This is a genomic window from Stenotrophomonas sp. GZD-301 (assembly GCF_049310345.1).
GTDB lineage: Bacteria > Pseudomonadota > Gammaproteobacteria > Xanthomonadales > Xanthomonadaceae > Stenotrophomonas.
Map to the genome: position 1 here is coordinate 1 of NZ_JBMOWY010000017.1, position 17,156 is coordinate 17,156.

The window sequence follows — 17,156 nt, forward strand, 5'->3', positions numbered from 1 at the left end:
CTCCCCCCCCCCCCCCCCCCCCCCTCCCCCTCCCCCCCCCCCCCCCCCCCCCCCACTACCGGATGCTGCGCACCGCGCCCTTGTCGGCGCTGGTCGCCAGCAGCGCGTAGGCCTTCAGCGCGCCGGTGACCTTGCGCGGTCGGGCCTCGCGCGGCGTCCAGCCGAGCGCGTCCTGTTCGGCGCGGCGTGCGGCCAGCGCAGCGTCATCCACCAGCAGATCGATGCGCCGTGCCGGAATGTCGATGCGGATGCGGTCGCCGTCGCGGACCAGGCCGATCGTGCCCCCCGCAGCGGCTTCGGGCGAGGCATGGCCGATCGACAGCCCGGAGGTGCCGCCGGAGAAGCGCCCATCGGTCAGCAGCGCACACTGTTTGCCCAGTCCCTTGGACTTGAGGTAGCTAGTCGGGTACAGCATTTCCTGCATGCCGGGGCCACCGCGCGGGCCCTCGTAGCGGATCACCACCACGTCGCCGGCAACCACCTCGTCGGCGAGGATGCCGCGCACCGCGTCGTCCTGGCTTTCGAACACGCGTGCGTTGCCTTCGAACACGTGGATGGATTCATCGACGCCCGCGGTCTTGACCACGCAGCCATCCACGGCGAGGTTGCCGCGCAGCACCGCCAGCCCGCCCTCGGCGGAGTAGGCGTTGGCGACATCGCGGATGCAGCCGTCGGCGCGGTCCAGGTCCAGCGACGGCCAGCGCGTGGCCTGGCTGAACGCGACTTGGGTCGGGATGCCGGCGGGGCCGGCGCGGAAGAAGTCGTGCACCTTCTCATCGTCGCTAACGGCGACGTCCCAGCGTGCGATCGCCTCGGCCAGCGTGCGGCTGTGCACCGTCGGCACATCGGTATGCAGCAGGCCGCCGCGCGCCAGCGAGCCGAGAATGGCAAACACGCCGCCGGCGCGGTGCACGTCCTCCATGTGGTATTTCGGCGTGTTCGGCGCCACCTTGCACAGCTGCGGCACGCGTCGCGAGAGTTCGTCGATGGCATGCAGGTCGAAGTCCACCTCCGCTTCCTGCGCCGCGGCCAGCAGGTGCAGGATGGTGTTGGTCGAGCCGCCCATCGCGATGTCCAGCGTCATCGCGTTCTCGAATGCGGCACGCGTGGCGATGCCGCGCGGCAGCGCACGGGCGTCTTCACCGCCGTACCAGCGGTGGCACAGTTCCACGATCAGGCGCCCGGCGCGGCGGAACAGCTGCTCGCGGTCGGCATGCGTGGCCAGGGTGGAGCCATTGCCGGGCAGCGACAGGCCCAGCGCTTCGGTCAGGCAGTTCATCGAGTTGGCGGTGAACATGCCCGAGCACGAACCGCAGGTGGGGCAGGCGCTGCGCTCGTACTCGGCGACCTTCTCGTCGCTGGCGCTGTCATCGGCGGCGATCACCATCGCATCCACCAGGTCCAGCTTGTGCTCGGACAGCCGCGTCTTGCCGGCTTCCATCGGCCCGCCGGAGACGAACACCACCGGAATGTCCAGGCGCAGCGCGGCCATCAGCATGCCGGGGGTGATCTTGTCGCAGTTGGAGATGCACACCAGCGCGTCGGCGCAGTGTGCGTTGACCATGTACTCCACCGAGTCGGCGATGATTTCGCGGCTGGGCAGCGAATACAGCATGCCGTCGTGGCCCATCGCGATACCGTCGTCCACCGCGATCGTGTTGAACTCCTTGGCCACGCCGCCGACCTGCTCGATCTCGCGCGCCACCAGCTGGCCGAGGTCCTTGAGGTGCACGTGGCCGGGCACGAACTGGGTGAACGAGTTGGCGACAGCGATGATCGGCTTGTGGAAGTCGCCATCGGTCATGCCGGTGGCGCGCCACAGGGCGCGGGCGCCGGCCATGTTGCGGCCGGCGGTGGAGGTGCGGGAGCGGTATTCAGGCATGGGAGGCTGGCAGGATCTGGCGGGCCGTGGGGGCGCGTTTCACCTCGATTCTGCCCAAAAATTCCGGTTGCGTTTGCAACCACCCGCGCGGCGGCCGGCCACCGGGGGCGGCCGCTCCGATAGGCCACATCCTGAAATGCCGTTCATCTTTTCGGCTTTGCCGATTTCGGTTGTTCGCGGCGATCAGGCATCATGGGGCGGATAACCGCACGAGGGGGCATGACGCCATGAAACGTTCCAGGACTACCGCGCTGCTGCTGATGAGCGCCGCGCCGCTGCTGTTCACCGCCTGCCAGAAGGACGAGGCCGTCCAGGTGCAGGAAGGGTTGTACACCTCGGTGCAGGCCTGCTCCGACGCCACCGGCGACCCGTCGAGCTGCCGTGCGGCCTTTGCCGAGGCACAGAAGCAGTCGGCCGACGCCGCGCCGAAGTACGCCTCGCGTGAGGCCTGCGAGGCCGAGTACAACGCCGAGCAGTGCGTGGAACAGAAGACCTCGACCGGCCACTCGTTCATCGGCCCGATGATGATGGGCTTCTTCATGTCGCAGATGCTCAGCAACCGCGGTGCCGGCCTGGCCCAGCAGCCCTCGGCGGCGCCGGCCTACCAGGACAAGGCCAAGGGCTGGGCGCGTCCGGCGCCGGGCGGCAGCGGCGGGCTCAACACCGCCAGCGGCATCGGCGCCGGCAAGGCCGGCCTGGCCCCGGTCAACGCCACCCCGAACCGTGCCGTTACCGCCAGCCGTGGCGGCTTCGGCGGCACCAGCAGCAACCGCAGCAGCGTCGGCGGCTGATCGATGCAGCGCGTCCGTATTGCCGAGCGCAGCCAATGGCGCGCCCGGGCTGAAGAGTCGGGGTTCGCCTTCCACACCATCGATGGCCTGCCGTACTGGGATGAGAGCGCGTATTACGCGTTCACACTGCGCCAGATCGAGCAGGATATCGAAGATCCCAGCGCCGAGCTGCATGCGATGGCGATGGACCTGGTCGACGAGGTGGTGGGCAGCCAGCAGTTGATGGACCAGCTGGCGATCCCGCCGGCGTTCCGCGACTGGATCGCCGACAGCTGGCGCCGGCGCGAGCCGCACCTGTATGGCCGGCTCGACTTTGCCTACGACGGCACCGGGCCGGCCAAGCTGTACGAGCTCAATTACGACACCCCGACCTCGCTGTTCGAGGCGTCGTTCTTCCAGTGGCAATGGCTGGAAGACCAGCGCAACCAGAACCGTCTGCCGCCGCACGCCGACCAGTTCAACGCCATCCACGAGGCGCTGGTCGAGCGGTTCGCCGCGCTGTCGGCACAGTTGCCGCCGCCGCTGTACTTCAGCGCGGTGGGCGCCTCGGTCGAAGACCAGGGCACCGTGGCCTACCTGCGCGACTGTGCCGCCCAGGCCGGGCTGCGTGGCGAGTCCATCGCGATCGAGGACATCGGCCTGTCCGAGGATGGCCGCTTCACCGCGCTGGACGACACCGTGATCGGCAGCCTGTTCAAGCTGTACCCGCTGGAAGACCTGATGACCGAATCGTTCGGCCAGGCGCTGCCCGGCTCGGGCGTGCAGCTGCTGGAACCGGCGTGGAAGGCGATCCTCAGCAACAAGGGCGTGCTGCCGTTGCTGTGGCAGCGCCATCGCGGCCATCCCAACCTGCTGGCGGCCGACTTCGACGACGGCAGCGCGCTGCCGGCCGGCTGGGTGCGCAAGCCGCTGTTCTCGCGCGAAGGCGCCAACGTGGCCATGCACCTGGCCGATGGCAGCTGGCAGGAAAGCGAAGGCCCGTATACCGGCCCGGCGATCCGCCAGGCCGCCCACCCGCTCACCGCGTTCGACGGTGGCTACCCGCTGGTGGGCAGCTGGATCGTGGGCGACCAGGCCTGCGGCATGGGCATCCGCGAAGACAACAGCCGCATCACCCGCGACAGCGCCCGCTTCGTCCCGCACGCCATCATCGACGAAGCGCCGACCCGCATCTTCGTCTGATGGCGATGGTGCGCAACCGCGCGCTGCTGCAGAACGCCAGCGCGCGCCTGATCGCCAGAGCCAACACCACCCTGTAGGTACCGACCGTTGGTCGGTACGCCTTACAGCAACCCGTCGCGCTTGACCGCCAGATAGCGCTCCACCAGCGCGCCCGGCAGTGCATCAGCCGTCACATCCAGCACCATCACCCGATGGCCGCGCAGCGCCTCATGCGCCTCGTTGCGCTGCTGCAGGTACCGCGCGATCGCGCCGGCCCGGGTGGCGTCCTCGATGCTCTCCACCGGCTCGGCGAGGGCATCGTCCAGCTCCCGCTCGCGCAGGCTGGCCACGCACACCAGGTGCTGGCGCTGCAGCAGGCGCACGGCCGCCAGCAGGTCCTCGATATCCTCGTCGCGCACGTTGGTGACCAGCATCACCAGCGAGCGGCGGCGCTGGCGCAGCGACAGCTCGGTGGCTGCGGCCAGGTAGTCGGTCGCTACCGGGCGTGCCTCCAGGTCATGACTGGCACGCAGCAGCGTGTCGATCGCGCCCATGCCGCGTTGCGGTGCCACCCAGCGCTGGTCGCCGCCACTGGCGAACAGCCCCACGCCGTCGCCCTGGCGCAGGGCCAGGTAGGACACCACCAGCGCCGCGTTCAGCACATGGTCGAAGTGCGACAGGCCGCCTTCGCTGGCCATCATGCGCCGACCGGTGTCGATCATCAGCACCATCTGCTGGTTCTTTTCGTCCTGGTACTCGCGCGAGATCAGCTTGTGCGCGCGCGAGGTTGCCTTCCAGTCGATCTGCCGCAGGCTGTCGCCGACGCGGTACTCGCGCATCTGGTGGAAATCGGTGCCTTCACCACGGCGACGCTTCACGTGCGCGCCCACCAGCCGCGAGGCCTGTTCGGCACTGAACAGCGCGAAGCGGGTCAGCGGCACGAAGTTGGGGTACACGCGCACCGCCAGCGTCGGCGGCAGGGTGCGTCGCTGCCGCCACAGGCGCCACGGCGCGTGTACGCGCAGGTGCACACCGTCGAACATGAAGCGGCCGCGTGCGGTCGGGGTCAGCGTGTAGTCCACGCTGCTGGCCACCATCGGTTTGAGCGACACCGCGCGCGGCAGCCCCTGTACCGCCCACGCACCGGGGACCAGGTCGAACAGGTCCACGCGCTGGCGCAGGCTTGATTCCAGCCGCAGCGTGACGCTGCGCGGCACGTTCAGCGCCAGCGATTCGGGCAGCTCGCGCTGCACGCTCGGCGAGGGTTGCCGCCACAGGCGCAGCAGGTCGATCAGCGCCACCACCGCAATGCCGGCGGCGAGCGCCCACCAGACGCGCAGCGGCCACAGGCCGAAGGCAACCGGCAGCCCTGCCAGGCCCCAGCCGCTCAGCAGCGCCAGCAGCAGCGGCGCCGGCCTCATTTGCGCGGCGCTTCCACCTTGGCCAGCAGCGCGCCCAGCGCGTCGTCGGCGGACTGGCCTTCGATCTGCAGTTCCGGGGCCAGCGCGATGCGGTGGCGCAGGGCGGGCTTGGCGATATCGCGGACATCATCGGGGGTGACGAAATCGCGGCCGGACAATACCGCCTGTGCACGCGCGGCACGGACCAGCGCGATGCTGCCGCGCGGACCGGCGCCCAGCGCGATGCCCGGCCACTGGCGGGTGGCGGCGACGATGCGCACCGCGTAGTCGATCACTTCCGGGTCCACCGTGATCGCCGCGGTGGCCCGCTGCAGTTCCACCACATCGGCCGCGCCGAGTACGCGCGGCACCCGCGACAGATCGAAGTCGCCGGCGCTGCGGCCGGTGGTGATCGCATCGACCATGCGCTTTTCGTCCTCCAGCTGCGGGTAGTCGATGATCACCTTGAGCAGGAAACGGTCGAGCTGCGCCTCGGGCAGGGGATAGGTGCCTTCCTGCTCCACCGGGTTCTGCGTGGCCAGGGCCAGGAACGGCGGCGACAGCGCGAAAGCCTTGCCCTCGATGGTGACCTGGCCTTCCTGCATCACTTCCAGCAGGGCCGACTGGGTCTTGGCCGGGGCGCGGTTGATTTCATCGGCCAGCAGCAGGTTGGTGAACACCGGGCCGCGGCGGATCTTGAAGCTCTCGGTCTTCGGGTCGTACACCGCATGGCCGCTGACGTCGCTGGGCATCAGGTCGGGCGTGAACTGCACGCGGCCGTAGTCCAGCTCCAGCGCCTGGGCGAGCGCACGCACCAGCAGGGTCTTGCCCAGGCCCGGCACGCCTTCGATCAGCACGTGGCCGCCGGCCAGCAGCGCGATCAGGATCTGGTCGAGCACGTCGGACTGGCCGATGAACGCGCGGCCGACCGCCTCGCGCACGGCGTCGACACGGTCGATCAGCGACGCGCCGGGCACAGGGGCAGGGGAGGCATCGAGGGACGGCGGCGTGGAAGCGATGGGATCGGTCATAGCAGGTTTCTCATCTGGATCAGCAGGCGGATGCGGTCGCGCAGGCCGGCGACGTCGTGGGCAGCGGGTGGCTGCAGGGCGGTGCGGACGCGGTCGTGCGACCACTGCAGCAGGGTGGCGATGGCGTGGATCTGGGCGTCCCCCCCCAGCGCTGCGGCGGTCGGCGCACGGCGGCGCAGGCGGTTGAGGAAGGCCTCCCGCACGGCGTCGTACAGCAGGGGCGCCCTGCCGTAGCGGAGCAGGTGTTCACCGCTGGCGCGGACATGCTCGAGCAGCGAGCGGCGTTCCATCGTGGGCGAGGGCAGCAGGCTGCCCATGCGCTGCGCGCGCAGCCACAGCCAGCCGAGCAGTGCCAGCAGCAACGGCACCCATACCGGCCATCCGTCCTGGAACACGCGCTGCCACAGCGACGGCGGGCGCGTGCCGTACACCAGCCATACGGTGCCCTTGCCGTAGTTGGGCGCGAGCACGTAGCGGGTGAGATCGCGGTGGGCCTTGTCGTGCAGGCCGTCCACGCCGGAGGTGGGATCGAAGCCGCCACCGCCGATGGCCGCGGCGTTGAGCATGAAATCCAGGTCGGCCAGCACGTCCACCGTGCCGGCGCCACGGCGCAGGCGCGCGAACACCTGGCCGTGCGTGTCATCGCCCCATTGGTGCGTGATGCGGGTGCCGTCCGGCGGCCCGACATCGAAACGACGGCCCCGGCAGAACTCGATGTGGTCGGGATTGTCGGCCACGTCGAACGGCGCGCACTGGCTGCCCTGCGTGGTGCTGTCCACCCCCAGCATGTCCAGCAGCGGTCCGTTCGCGTCAAGCTCGGCAGGCGGAATCGGCGGGGTACGCACGATCAGATGGCCGCCGCGGTCGACCCAGTCCAGCAGGGCGCGCGCCGTGGGCGGCGGCAGCGCGGCACTGTCCTGCAGCAGCACCACGGTATCGTGCGGCTGCAGTGCCATCGCCGTCAGGTCCAGGCGCGGTCGCGCACGCGTCTCCACGCCGTCGGCGCGCAGCGCCTGGCCGAGCACGTACAGCGGGTTGTAGCGCGCTTCGCCCTGCGGCGGCAGCGTCTCCACGCGCGTGACGCGTTCATGCGTGCGCAGGAACAGGATGGTCAGCGGCACCGCCACGACCAGCAGCAGGGCCGCCGCGAGCAGCCAGCGCAGACGCGCACTCATGCCTGCCACCGGAACTGCTCGCGCAGGCTGCCGGCCAGCGCGTCGAACTCGGCGTCATCGGGCAGGCGGCCGGCATACGCCGCGTACTGCCAGACCCGCACGATGCGGGCGAACGCGGTGCGGTCGCCTTCGTCAGGCATGCGCCGCGCCGCGCGCAGGCACTGCGCTTCGGTGGCGCCGGGCGGCAGGCTGACCTGCGCACGGTCGCTCATGCTGTCCACGCTGGCCCGGTACAGCAGCGCCAGCGCCTGGCGCGGACGTCCCTGCTGCCACAGTGCGCGCGCGCGCGTCGCCACGTCCGGTGGCACCACATCGGGCAGGGTGATCGCCTCCTCAAGCACGGGTGTTGCCTCCTCGCGCCGGCGCCGGCCGCTGCCGCGCAGCCACGGCAGCCAGCGCCGTGCGGTCAACAGCAGGATCACCAGCAGCACGCCGACGAACGCCCACAGACCCCATTCGGCAAGCTGCGCCGACCATCGCGCCGCGGCTTTCGTGAATTCGCTCGGTTCGTTGTCCAGTTCCTTCTTCTTCTTCTTCTTGTCCGCGGCGTCGTCGGGGATGCGCTGCCATTCGGTGACGGTACGCGTCGGATGCTGCAGCGGGTCCTCGTAGGCACGCTCCACGGCCTGTCGGAAGCCGGCGGTGTCCACCGGCTCGTTGCCGAAGATCGACGGTGCGTCGCGCGGCGGGGTCCGCCCGCCCTCGCGGCGCTTCTGGATGCGCTCGCGGACCTGCGCCGCCTGTGCGTCGGTGTCGTCCCCGGTGTCGTCCCCGGTTGCGTCCATCTCGGCCGCGCTGTCATCGACCGTGTCGACGGGAACTGTCTGCTGGGCATGCAGCACGCCGGCCGGCCACGCCATCACCAGCGCCAGCATCAGCAGCGGCGCGGCCTGGCGCAGGCGCTCGCGCAGGCGCCGGAAGGCGATCTCCACATCCCAGGCTTCCATCTCCGTGCGGCGGTTGAGGTACAGCCCGAAGCCGGCGCCCACATGGAACGGCCCGACCAGCGTGGCGGCCACCCAGCACAGCAGGTTGACGCACAGCTTGGCCCAGGCGGGCATGTCTTCACCCACCATCGCCCATGCCGCGCGCCACGAATCGGGCAGCAGCTCGAACGGCACCAGCATGAACACCCCGGCGATCGCGCCGACCACCAGCACCGCCTCGAACGTCATCGCCACCAGGGTCAGCATCAGGCTGTGGCCGAGCGTGCCATTGAGGATCGCGCGGCGGCGCTCGCGGCGATGCACCGGATCGGCGCCTTCGAGCAGGTTGACCGGCAGCATCACCGTGCGCATCGGGCTCGGCCGGCGCCAGCCCAGATAGCCCCAGAAGCCCTGCCAGCCCCAATGCCGCTGCGCGCGCAGTGTGTCGAGGGTGCCGGGGGTATCGCCGAACACGCCGCGCGAGATCACATACAGCGCCACGCGCTCGAACAGCGGTTTGAGCCACCACATCGCCAGCCACGCCAACGCGAAGGCATCGGCCCACCAGGCCAGTGCGTTGAGCGCCACGAACACCGGCAGCGCCAGCAGCAGCCAGGGCTTCCAGATCGCCACGGCATGCCGGCGCACCAGGGCCGTGCCCAGTTCCATCGCTTCCCAGCCCGAGCGCGCACGCAGGACCACGTTGAGCTGGTCAATCCGCACGTGCACCTCCGCGTCCACCGCGCCACAGCCACAGCAGCACCAGCGTCCACAATACGGCGGCCACGCTGTACTTGCCCCAGGCCGGCACTGCGGCGATGGATGACCAGAACGCTTCGATGAAGGCGGCCACCAGCAGCATCGCGGCGACGCCCAGGCACAGCCGGGCGCCGATCACGCCGCCCTCGACCAGCGCATCGATGCGCCGTCGTCGGCCGGGCGCCAGCAGTTTCATGCCCAGCTGCAGGCCGGCACCACCGGCGATGACGATCGCGGTGAGCTCGAACGCGCCGTGGCCGACCACGAAGCGCCAGAAGGGATCGCCGTGGCCGATGTGCTGCAGGTGGCCGGCGACCGCGCCGATGGTCAGGCCGTTGAACAGCAGCACCAGCAGCGTGCCGACGCCCGCCAGCAGGCCGCTGGCGAAGGTGCGCAGCCCGATGCTGATGTTGTTCATGATGTAGTAGCCGAACATCATCCAGTCGGTACCGCTGTCGCGTCCCAGATGGGGCGATGACGGGTCGTACATGCTCTCCATGCGGGCGATCTCGGCGTTGCCCAGCAGCAGATGGATCAGCTCGGGCTGCCATTGCAGCGCCGCGAAGGTGCCCACCAGCGGGATCACGAACACGGCCGTGGCCACCCACATCGCGCGGGCCTGGCTGCGCACCAGCTGCGGGAAGTCGGCGAACAGGAACTCCACCGCACGGCGCCAGCGCGGTGCGGGCGTGCGGTAGAGCACACCGTGGCCCTGCTGCATGAGCGACTGCAGGCGTGCCACCAACTGCGGGCTGTAGCCGCGCCTGCGCGCCAGCGCCAACTGCTGGCACAGGCGGCGGTAGCGCTGCGGCATGTCCGCATCGTCCAGGCCAGCGGGGTCGGGCGTACGCCGCGCCCGGCGTGGATCGCTGCCGCGGATTGCCATCCAGCGCTCCAGCGCCTGCCATTCGGGCTGATACCGGGCGACGAACTGTTCCTGCTTCATCGGCGCCCCAGCAGCCAGTTGGCCATCGCATACAGGCGCAGCACGCCCACCTGGCCGTGCCCGCCGCTCAGCGGCGCCAGCAGCCCGGCCAGTTCCTGCTGGCGCGGGCCGGGCAGGCGCGGTGCGCGTTCGGCGAAGGCGATCAATGCCGCCTGCTCGGCCGGCTGCAGCGGCTGCGGCGGCGGCAGCACGCTGTCGATGGCCAGGGCGCCGGCATCCGCCGGCGTGCCGACGTGGATCACCACGGTACGCGCCACCATGTCGCCCAGCCGCCGGCCGTGCGCGTCGAACAGGCACGACAGCAGGCCCAGCGCGTAGCCGAACGGCAGCATGTCCACGGTGCGCAGAAGATTGCGGGTGATGGCGGCCATCCAGCCGACCGGGGCGCCATCCTGCGCGACCACGCGCAGGCCCATCGCGCGCTTGCCGATGGTCTGGCCCCACAGCGCTTCCTGCACGATGGTGTAGGCCCAGAACATCAGGAACAGCAGCCCGAGGTACAGGCCCTGGCCGAAGTCGCCGAGGAAGGCCAGCGGAATGCTCATCATCGACAACGCGCCGGCGCGGATGGCGAAATCGATCACCCAGGCCAGTGCGCGCGGCAACGGGCCGGCGGCCGGCAGATGCAGCGGCACGCCTTCGGGGGTGATCACTTCACGGTAGGTGTCCAGCATCGGCACGCTCATCGGCGCGCGCACCGGTGGGGCATGGCTCGACAGTGGTGGAAGGCGGAATGCCGGAATCCTCTCCGGTCGGCTGCCTGCACGGGCATGCGGTTCTCGACTGCGTCCTGGTCGGCTGAGGACTTTACCGTGCGCGACCGCCGATGCCCAGCGATGGCCAGAACAGCGAACGCCAGCCGACAGCGTGCGTCGCGATCAGGACAGATACTGGTCCTTCAACCGCACGTAGTGATCGGCCGAGTAGTGCAGCGCCTCGATCTCCTTGTCGCGCAGCGGGCGCGCCAGCCGGGCCGGATTGCCGAGCCACAGTTCACCCTCGCCGACCACCTTGCCCGGCCCGAGCACCGCACCGGCACCCAGGAAACCGTGGGTCTTCACTTCGGCGCCGTCCAGAATGCACGCACCCATTCCGATCAGGCTGTAATCGCCGATGGTGCAGGCATGGATGATGGTGCCGTGGCCGACCGTGACGCCTTCGCCGATCAGGGTGGGATAGCCCCCCACGTTGAATGGACTGTGGTGGCTGACATGGATGATCGTGCCGTCCTGGATATTGCTGCGCGCGCCGATGCGCACGTAATTGACGTCGCCCCGGATCACCGTGCCCGGCCACACCGAGACGTCATCGCCCAACACCACATCGCCGATCAGGGTGCAGGCCGGATCGATGTAGCAGCGCTCGCCGAGCACCGGCAGTTTGTCGAGGAAGGGGCGGATCGGGCTCACGTGGTCTCCAGGCGGTCGCACGCCACGGTGGGTGCATCGCCATGATACCGCGTGGCCCTTTTGCGCCTGGCGTGTGCACGCCGGTGGTGCATCACGCCACGCGGCTGCGGCGTGCGCGCTCCAGGTGCACCAGCAGCAGCGAGATGGCCGCCGGGGTCATGCCGGGGATGCGCTGGGCCTGGCCGATGGTCTGTGGGCGCACGCGGTCGAGTTTCTGCTGCACCTCGGCCGACAGCCCACGCACGCCGGCGTAATCGAAGTCGCTGGCGATCGCGGTGTTCTCGTGGCGCTGCTGGCGCTCGATCTCCTCGCGCTGGCGGTCCAGGTAGCCGGCGTACTTCACCCCGATCTCGACCTGCTCGGCCACCTTGGGGTCGTCCACCGCCGGGCCAAGCGAGGGCACCTGCATGAGCGCGGCGTAATCCAGCTCGGGCCGCTTGATCAGGTCGAGCACGTTGGTTTCGCGGCTGACCGCTACGCCCAGGGTGGCCTCCACCTCGCGGCCCAGGGCATTGCCCGGCGTTGCCCACAGCGCCCGCAGGCGCGCCGACTCGCGGGCCACGGCCTCCTGCTTGGTCTGGAACGCCGCCCAGCGGCGGTCATCGACCAGCCCCAGCGCGCGGCCGATGCCGGTCAGGCGCACGTCGGCGTTGTCTTCGCGCAGCTGCAGGCGGTATTCGGCGCGGCTGGTGAACATGCGGTACGGCTCGGTCGTGCCGTGGGTGATCAGGTCGTCCACCAGCACGCCCAGGTAGGCCTCGTCGCGACGCGGGCACCAGCCCGCTTCGTCGCGGCAGGCGCGCGCGGCGTTGAGCCCGGCGAGCAGGCCCTGCGCGGCCGCTTCCTCGTAGCCGGTGGTGCCGTTGATCTGGCCGGCGAAGAACAGGCCGGACACGCTCTTGGTTTCCAGCGTGTTGTTCAGGCCGCGCGGGTCGAAGAAGTCGTACTCGATCGCGTACCCGGGCCGGGTGATGTGCGCGTTCTCGAAGCCGGCGATGCTGCGCACCAGGTCCAGCTGCACGTCGAACGGCAGCGAGGTGGAGATGCCGTTGGGATAGATCTCCACCACGTCCAGCCCTTCGGGTTCGACGAAGATCTGGTGGCTGGCCTTCTCGGCAAAGCGCACCACTTTGTCCTCGATGGACGGGCAGTAACGCGGACCGATGCCTTCGATCTGGCCGCTGTACAGCGGCGAGCGGTGCAGCGCGCTGCGGATGATCTCGTGGGTGCGCTCGCTGGTGTGGGTGATCCAGCAGCTGACCTGGGCCGGGTGCTCGGTTGCATTGCCCAGGAAGGACATCACCGGGCGCGGGGTATCGCCGGGCTGTTCGGCCATCACCGAATAGTTCAGCGAGCGGCCGTCGATGCGCGGCGGGGTGCCGGTCTTGAGGCGGTCCACCACGAACGGGCGCTCGCGCAGGCGCGCAGCCAGCGTGGTGGCCGGCGGATCGCCCATCCGGCCGGCCGCGTACTGGGTCTGGCCCACGTGGATCTTGCCGGCCAGGAAGGTGCCGGCGGTCAGCACCACCGCCTTGGCATGGAAGCGCAGGCCGGTCTGGGTGATGGCGCCGCGGACGGCGTCGCCCTCGATCACCAGGTCGTCCACGGCCGCCTGGAACACGGTCAGGTTCGGCTGCGCTTCGACCATTCCGCGCACCGCCATGCGGTACAGGTTGCGGTCGGCCTGGCAGCGCGTGGCGCGCACGGCCGGACCCTTGGAGGCATTGAGGGTACGCCACTGGATGCCGGCGCGGTCGGCGGCATGCGCCATCGCCCCGCCGAGAGCATCGATCTCCTTGACCAGGTGGCCCTTGCCGATGCCGCCGATGGCCGGGTTGCAGCTCATCGCGCCGATGGTTTCCACATTGTGGGTCAGCAGCAGGGTGCGGGCCCCGCTGCGCGCGGCCGCCAGCGCGGCCTCGGTGCCGGCATGGCCGCCGCCAATGACGATGACGTCGTGATGATGGAAGGAATCGGACATGGCGATGGGGCTCGGGGGGACGGGGCCGAAGGGCCTGGATCCACCCCGGGAGGGGGGACGGGTGGCGATTTTACCGCCAATCGGGCACGGGCCGAAAAATAACCCTCAAGTTGGCACGTATTCTGCAGATAACCCAATAGCACCCATCGTGGCACGCGCCACTGGCACGACAGACCGGAATTGGAACAGGGGCCGGTCTACGCGCACGCTGGGGAAGCGAAGGGGCCGGTAGTCGGGGGACTGCCGGCCCTGTTTTTTCTGCCTGCGGCCCGGTGCCGATCCCCCAGACGACAAAAGGCCCCGCGCGAGCGGGGCCTTCTGCGTTTTGGGTGCCGACATCCGACAGGGCCGGAACAGGGGGGATCCAGATGTTCCTGTCGGATATCGACGTAGAGCTTGATGTGACGTTCTGTGTCGCTTTTGTCACTTTGCGACGGCGGCCGTCACCACCCGGTTAGATTGAACTGCCCGGGGCGTGAAAATCAAGTCAGCTCAGCGCTCATTTGTGCGCTGGTTCGCATTGTTGAGGGTGCGCCACGGGGAACCGTTCATCCTTTGGCCGGCCGGACGCGGTGCCTGGGCCGGGCGGGCCTGGGCCGGCATCGACGGGCGCTGCTGCGGCGCGGGCCGCTGCTGCGGCGGGCGCCCCAGCGAGTCCATGTTGCGCCAGGGCGAACCGCCGTTGTTGTCCGGACGCGGACGATCCGGGCGCGGCGGGCGGTCCGGTCGCGGGCCATTGCCGTCACCGGGGCGCGGCGGCGGGCGGTGGTTGTGCGGCGGGCGATAGTTCGGATACGGCCGGTACACGGGGTAGCCGTAGCCGCCGCCGTACCCGTAGCCGCCACCGTAGTAGCCGCCACCGTAGTAGCCGCTGCCGTAGCCGTAGGGATAGCCGGCCGGGTAGCGGTATTCCACCGACGGCGCACCGTGGTAGTAGCCACTGCCGGCGCCACCGCCAACGTAGTCGTAGGTCGCGCAGCCGGACAGGGCCAACATCAGGCCACCGGCAAGGATCAGGCGCATCTTCATGATCGGGTCCCCCCAAGGGTATGAGGCCAGCTTCGGCCCGCGGCATTGAATCGGCCCTTAATCCCGCCCGATCCGGATGAATGGCCGCCATGTTGGCATGTCGGGGGGAGGCGATGCCAACCGGGGCCATACGTTAATCTTGCGTCATGAGCGATTCACCCTTGCCCTGTGTCGAGGACGTGCTGGCGGCCGCCGCACGCATTGCCCCGTATGCCCGTGTGACCCCGGTGCTGCAGTCGCGCACGCTGGATGCGATGAGCGGTGCCGTGCTGGCGTTCAAGGGCGAGCACCTGCAGCGCGGTGGCGCCTTCAAGTTCAGGGGCGCCTGCAATGCGGTCTGGGCGATGGACGACGCACAGGCGGCGCGCGGCGTGGTCACCCATTCATCGGGCAACCACGGCGCCGCACTGGCGCTGGCGGCCCGTACCCGTGGGATCGCCTGCCATGTGGTGGTGCCCGAGGGCGCGGTGGCCGCCAAGCTGGCCAACATCGTCCGCCACGGTGCCACCCTGTGGCGCTGCGAGGCGTCCATCGCCGCGCGTGAAGCGATGTGCGCGCAGGTGCAGGCCGAGACCGGCGGCACCCTGGTGCATCCCTATGCCAATGCCCACGTCATCGCCGGGCAGGGCACCGCCGCGCTGGAACTGCTGCACGACCACGGCCCGTTCGACACCCTGGTGGTGCCGGTGGGCGGCGGTGGCCTGGCGGCCGGCACCGCGCTGGCAATGCAGGCGCTGGCGCCCACCGCGCGGCTGGTGCTGGCCGAACCCGAGGGGGCGGCCGACACCGCGCGTTCGCTGGCCGCCGGCGAACGCCGCGTGGACATCACCCCGGACACCGTCTGCGATGGCCTGCGCGGCACCCTGGGCCAGCCCAACTTCGTGCTGCTGCAACCGGCCGCGTCGGTGATCACGGTGCGCGATGCCGATACCGTGGCGGCGATGCGGCTGATCTGGCAGGTGCTCAAGCAGGTGGTGGAGCCGTCGTCGGCGATCGCCCTGGCGGCCATCCTGGGCGCACCGGAGCGCTTTGCCGGCCAACGGGTGGGCGTGGTGCTGTCCGGCGGCAATGTGGATCTCGATGCCCTGCCGTGGAGCGCGGCATGAGCCGGCGTGGCCGGGTGGGCATTCTGGGCTGGCTGTGGCGCCTGTGCATCCTGCTGGTGGCCTGGCTGCTCGGGGTGACCGCCTGGATCGTCTGGATCGGTGAGCGCGACCAGGCCGCGCGGGCCGACGCCATCATCGTGCTGGGGGCGGCGGCATACGACGCCAAGCCGTCACCGGTGTTTGAAGAGCGCATCCGCCACGGCCTGGACCTGTATCAGAAGGGGTATGCGCCCCTGCTGATCTTCACCGGCGGCTACGGCGGCAGCGGCGCGCGCTTCTCCGAGTCGCAGGTGGCACGCCGCTATGCGCTCAAGCAGGGGGTGCCGGACGAGGCGATCCTGATCGAAACCGCCTCGCGCACCACCCGCCAGAACCTGATCGAGGCCCGCCGCCTGATGCAGCAGCGCAAGCTGCACCGGGTCATCATCGTCAGCGATCCGCTGCACATGGCCCGCGCGCTGCGGCTGTGCAAGGAACTGGACATCGATGCGCTGGCCTCCTCGACGCCCAGCACGCGCTTCCGCAGCTTCCACACCAGCTGGCGCTTCCTGGTGCAGGAAATCTACTTCTTCCACCGCGACCTGTTCCCGTCGTAACACGCCGCCGCGTGGATGGGGCCGACCAACGGTCGGCTCTACCGGGCGATACGGTCAGCTGTGCTTGCGGCGGATCGGGATTGCCGACACGGGGACACTGGCCACGTCGTGGCCGCGCTCGCGGATCGGCGCGCCCGGGTCCGGTGCCCAGGCGTGGGCGTAGATCACCTCCCAACTGCTGGGCAGCTTGCCGTCCTCGCGCCGCAGCGGCTCATAGGCGGCGCGTGCGGCGTCGAAGCGGCCGCGCCCGGTCAGGGTGTGGCGGCGGTCGTGGCGCGCGTTGGTGGCGCCGATCGCCTGCAGTTCGCGCATCAGCGCGGGCAGGTCGTCATAGGTCAGGGTGAACAGATCGCGGTCCAGTACCGGGTCGCGGAAACCGGCCATCATCAGCGCATCGCCGAACTGGGCGATCGGCGCGAACCGGCTGACATGCGGCACCGCATCGGCCTGTGCGAACGCGTCGCGCAGCTCGATCAGGGTTTCCGGGCCGAAGGTGGAACACACCAGCAGGCCGCCGGGCTTGAGCACGCGGCGGAACCCGGCGAACACCGCCGGCAGGTCGTCCACCCATTGCAGGCACAGGTTGCTGTAGATCAGGTCCACGCTCTGGTCCTGCAGCGGCAGCGCCTGCGCATCGGCGCAGACGCGTGCGAACGGCTTCCACCAACCGGCCTGCTTCTTCGCTTCGCGCAGCATCGGTTCGGCCAGATCCAGCGCAATCACCTGCGCCTTGGGCCAGCGCTTCTTCATCGTCGCGCTGGCGTGGCCGGTGCCGCTGCCGATGTCCAGCACCACCTGCGGCTGGCGCTCGCCCAGGTAATCCAGCGATTCCAGCAGGCGCTTGGCCACCTCGCGCTGCAACGCCGCCGCGGCGTCGTAGCGGCTGGCGGCACGCGAGAACGCGCGGCGGACGTGGTGCGGATCGAAACTGGACGTCATGGAAGGCTCACTGCGTAAACGGGGG

15 protein-coding genes are annotated in these 17,156 nt (G+C 69.9%); 4 read left to right on the plus strand and 11 right to left on the minus strand.

Features of this window, described 5'->3' with window-relative positions; genetic code table 11:
- Nucleotides 1-55: 55 nt before the first annotated feature.
- Nucleotides 56-1,882 (minus strand): dihydroxy-acid dehydratase, encoded by a 1,827-nt coding sequence (gene ilvD / locus ACO6VK_RS04400; protein WP_422505739.1) that lies wholly within the window; start codon nucleotides 1,880-1,882, stop codon nucleotides 56-58.
- A gap of 227 nt (nucleotides 1,883-2,109) precedes the next feature.
- Here ilvD and ACO6VK_RS04405 point away from each other — a divergent pair, with 227 nt between their 5' ends.
- A complete protein-coding gene (locus ACO6VK_RS04405) occupies nucleotides 2,110-2,673 on the plus strand; it encodes a DUF1190 domain-containing protein (protein ID WP_422505740.1) in 564 nt (187 codons plus the stop codon).
- A gap of 3 nt (nucleotides 2,674-2,676) precedes the next feature.
- Nucleotides 2,677-3,855 (plus strand): glutathionylspermidine synthase family protein, encoded by a 1,179-nt coding sequence (locus tag ACO6VK_RS04410; protein ID WP_422505741.1) that lies wholly within the window; start codon nucleotides 2,677-2,679, stop codon nucleotides 3,853-3,855.
- Nucleotides 3,856-3,956: 101 nt separating this feature from the next.
- Here ACO6VK_RS04410 and ACO6VK_RS04415 read toward each other — a convergent pair whose 3' ends face one another.
- The 9 genes from ACO6VK_RS04415 to ACO6VK_RS04455 form a co-directional block, all read right to left on the minus strand.
- Nucleotides 3,957-5,255 (minus strand): DUF58 domain-containing protein, encoded by a 1,299-nt coding sequence (locus tag ACO6VK_RS04415; protein ID WP_422505742.1) that lies wholly within the window; start codon nucleotides 5,253-5,255, stop codon nucleotides 3,957-3,959.
- The gene (locus ACO6VK_RS04420) at nucleotides 5,252-6,265 is read right to left on the minus strand and encodes an AAA family ATPase (protein WP_422505743.1); all 1,014 of its coding nucleotides are present in this window, start codon (nucleotides 6,263-6,265) and stop codon (nucleotides 5,252-5,254) included. Before ACO6VK_RS04420 ends, ACO6VK_RS04415 begins: the two co-directional genes overlap by 4 nt.
- Nucleotides 6,262-7,440 (minus strand): DUF4350 domain-containing protein, encoded by a 1,179-nt coding sequence (locus tag ACO6VK_RS04425; RefSeq protein ID WP_422505744.1) that lies wholly within the window; start codon nucleotides 7,438-7,440, stop codon nucleotides 6,262-6,264. The genes ACO6VK_RS04420 and ACO6VK_RS04425 overlap by 4 nt, the downstream gene beginning before the upstream one ends.
- Nucleotides 7,437-9,089 carry a DUF4129 domain-containing protein gene (locus tag ACO6VK_RS04430; protein ID WP_422505745.1) on the minus strand — a complete coding sequence of 551 codons (1,653 nt, stop codon included), beginning with the start codon at nucleotides 9,087-9,089 and terminating at the stop codon, nucleotides 7,437-7,439. Before ACO6VK_RS04430 ends, ACO6VK_RS04425 begins: the two co-directional genes overlap by 4 nt.
- Nucleotides 9,079-10,071 carry a stage II sporulation protein M gene (locus ACO6VK_RS04435; protein ID WP_422505746.1) on the minus strand — a complete coding sequence of 331 codons (993 nt, stop codon included), beginning with the start codon at nucleotides 10,069-10,071 and terminating at the stop codon, nucleotides 9,079-9,081. Before ACO6VK_RS04435 ends, ACO6VK_RS04430 begins: the two co-directional genes overlap by 11 nt.
- On the minus strand, nucleotides 10,068-10,757 hold the full coding sequence (locus ACO6VK_RS04440; protein ID WP_422505747.1) for an RDD family protein: 690 nt from the start codon (nucleotides 10,755-10,757) through the stop codon (nucleotides 10,068-10,070). Before ACO6VK_RS04440 ends, ACO6VK_RS04435 begins: the two co-directional genes overlap by 4 nt.
- 192 nt (nucleotides 10,758-10,949) lie before the next feature.
- On the minus strand, nucleotides 10,950-11,480 hold the full coding sequence (locus ACO6VK_RS04445) for a gamma carbonic anhydrase family protein (protein ID WP_422505748.1): 531 nt from the start codon (nucleotides 11,478-11,480) through the stop codon (nucleotides 10,950-10,952).
- A 91-nt stretch (nucleotides 11,481-11,571) separates the two neighbouring features.
- Nucleotides 11,572-13,461 carry a tRNA uridine-5-carboxymethylaminomethyl(34) synthesis enzyme MnmG gene (gene mnmG / locus ACO6VK_RS04450; RefSeq protein ID WP_422505749.1) on the minus strand — a complete coding sequence of 630 codons (1,890 nt, stop codon included), beginning with the start codon at nucleotides 13,459-13,461 and terminating at the stop codon, nucleotides 11,572-11,574.
- 492 nt (nucleotides 13,462-13,953) lie between these two features.
- Nucleotides 13,954-14,490, minus strand: a complete 537-nt coding sequence (locus tag ACO6VK_RS04455) for a hypothetical protein (protein WP_422505750.1) — start codon at nucleotides 14,488-14,490, stop codon at nucleotides 13,954-13,956.
- A gap of 146 nt (nucleotides 14,491-14,636) precedes the next feature.
- On the opposite strand from ACO6VK_RS04455, the gene ACO6VK_RS04460 reads away from it, so the two are divergent.
- Both ACO6VK_RS04460 and ACO6VK_RS04465 read left to right on the plus strand, forming a co-directional pair.
- The gene (locus tag ACO6VK_RS04460) at nucleotides 14,637-15,596 is read left to right on the plus strand and encodes a pyridoxal-phosphate dependent enzyme (RefSeq protein ID WP_422505751.1); all 960 of its coding nucleotides are present in this window, start codon (nucleotides 14,637-14,639) and stop codon (nucleotides 15,594-15,596) included.
- Complete coding sequence (locus tag ACO6VK_RS04465) at nucleotides 15,581-16,192, plus strand: YdcF family protein (protein WP_422505752.1); 612 nt, start codon at nucleotides 15,581-15,583, stop codon at nucleotides 16,190-16,192. Before ACO6VK_RS04460 ends, ACO6VK_RS04465 begins: the two co-directional genes overlap by 16 nt.
- Before the next feature lie 54 nt (nucleotides 16,193-16,246).
- On the opposite strand, the gene bioC is transcribed toward ACO6VK_RS04465, so the two are convergent.
- A complete protein-coding gene (gene bioC / locus ACO6VK_RS04470; RefSeq protein WP_422505753.1) occupies nucleotides 16,247-17,131 on the minus strand; it encodes a malonyl-ACP O-methyltransferase BioC in 885 nt (294 codons plus the stop codon).
- Nucleotides 17,132-17,156: the final 25 nt, after the last annotated feature.